Below are 374 nucleotides of genomic sequence, written 5' to 3' on the forward strand. Positions count from 1 at the left end.
TGGAGTGCTCGCCAAAAACTGATCCAGGTGATATGAGAGTGTAACGCCCGATTTCGGGCAGGAGACTCTCAGATGAAAAAGCGAAGTAGACGCCATAGTCCGGAGCAGATCGTTAAAAAGCTGCGGGATGCGGAAGTCATGCTCAGCACCGGCAAGAGCATGGAAGAAGTGTTGAAATTTCTGGAGGTCAGTGAGGCCACGTTCAATCGCTGGCGGAACCAGTACGGGGGCATGAAGAGCGAAGAGGCTAAGCGGCTGAAAGAGCTGGAAGGGGAGAACGCCCGTTTGAAGCGTCTTTTGGCCGAGGCCGAGCTCGACAAAGCGATGCTCAAGGAGGCACTCCGGGGAAACGACTGAGCCCGACACAGAAGCGA

1 pseudogene is annotated in these 374 nt (G+C 55.3%); it reads left to right on the forward strand.

What is annotated here, in order from left to right:
• Positions 1-72: 72 nt before the first annotated feature.
• Positions 73-348, forward strand: a pseudogene (locus FYK55_RS28840) (transposase); the annotation flags it as partial.
• Between the last annotated feature and the right edge of the window lie 26 nt (positions 349-374).

This window comes from Roseiconus nitratireducens (assembly GCF_008629675.1).
Classification (GTDB): Bacteria; Planctomycetota; Planctomycetia; order Pirellulales; family Pirellulaceae; genus Stieleria; species Stieleria nitratireducens.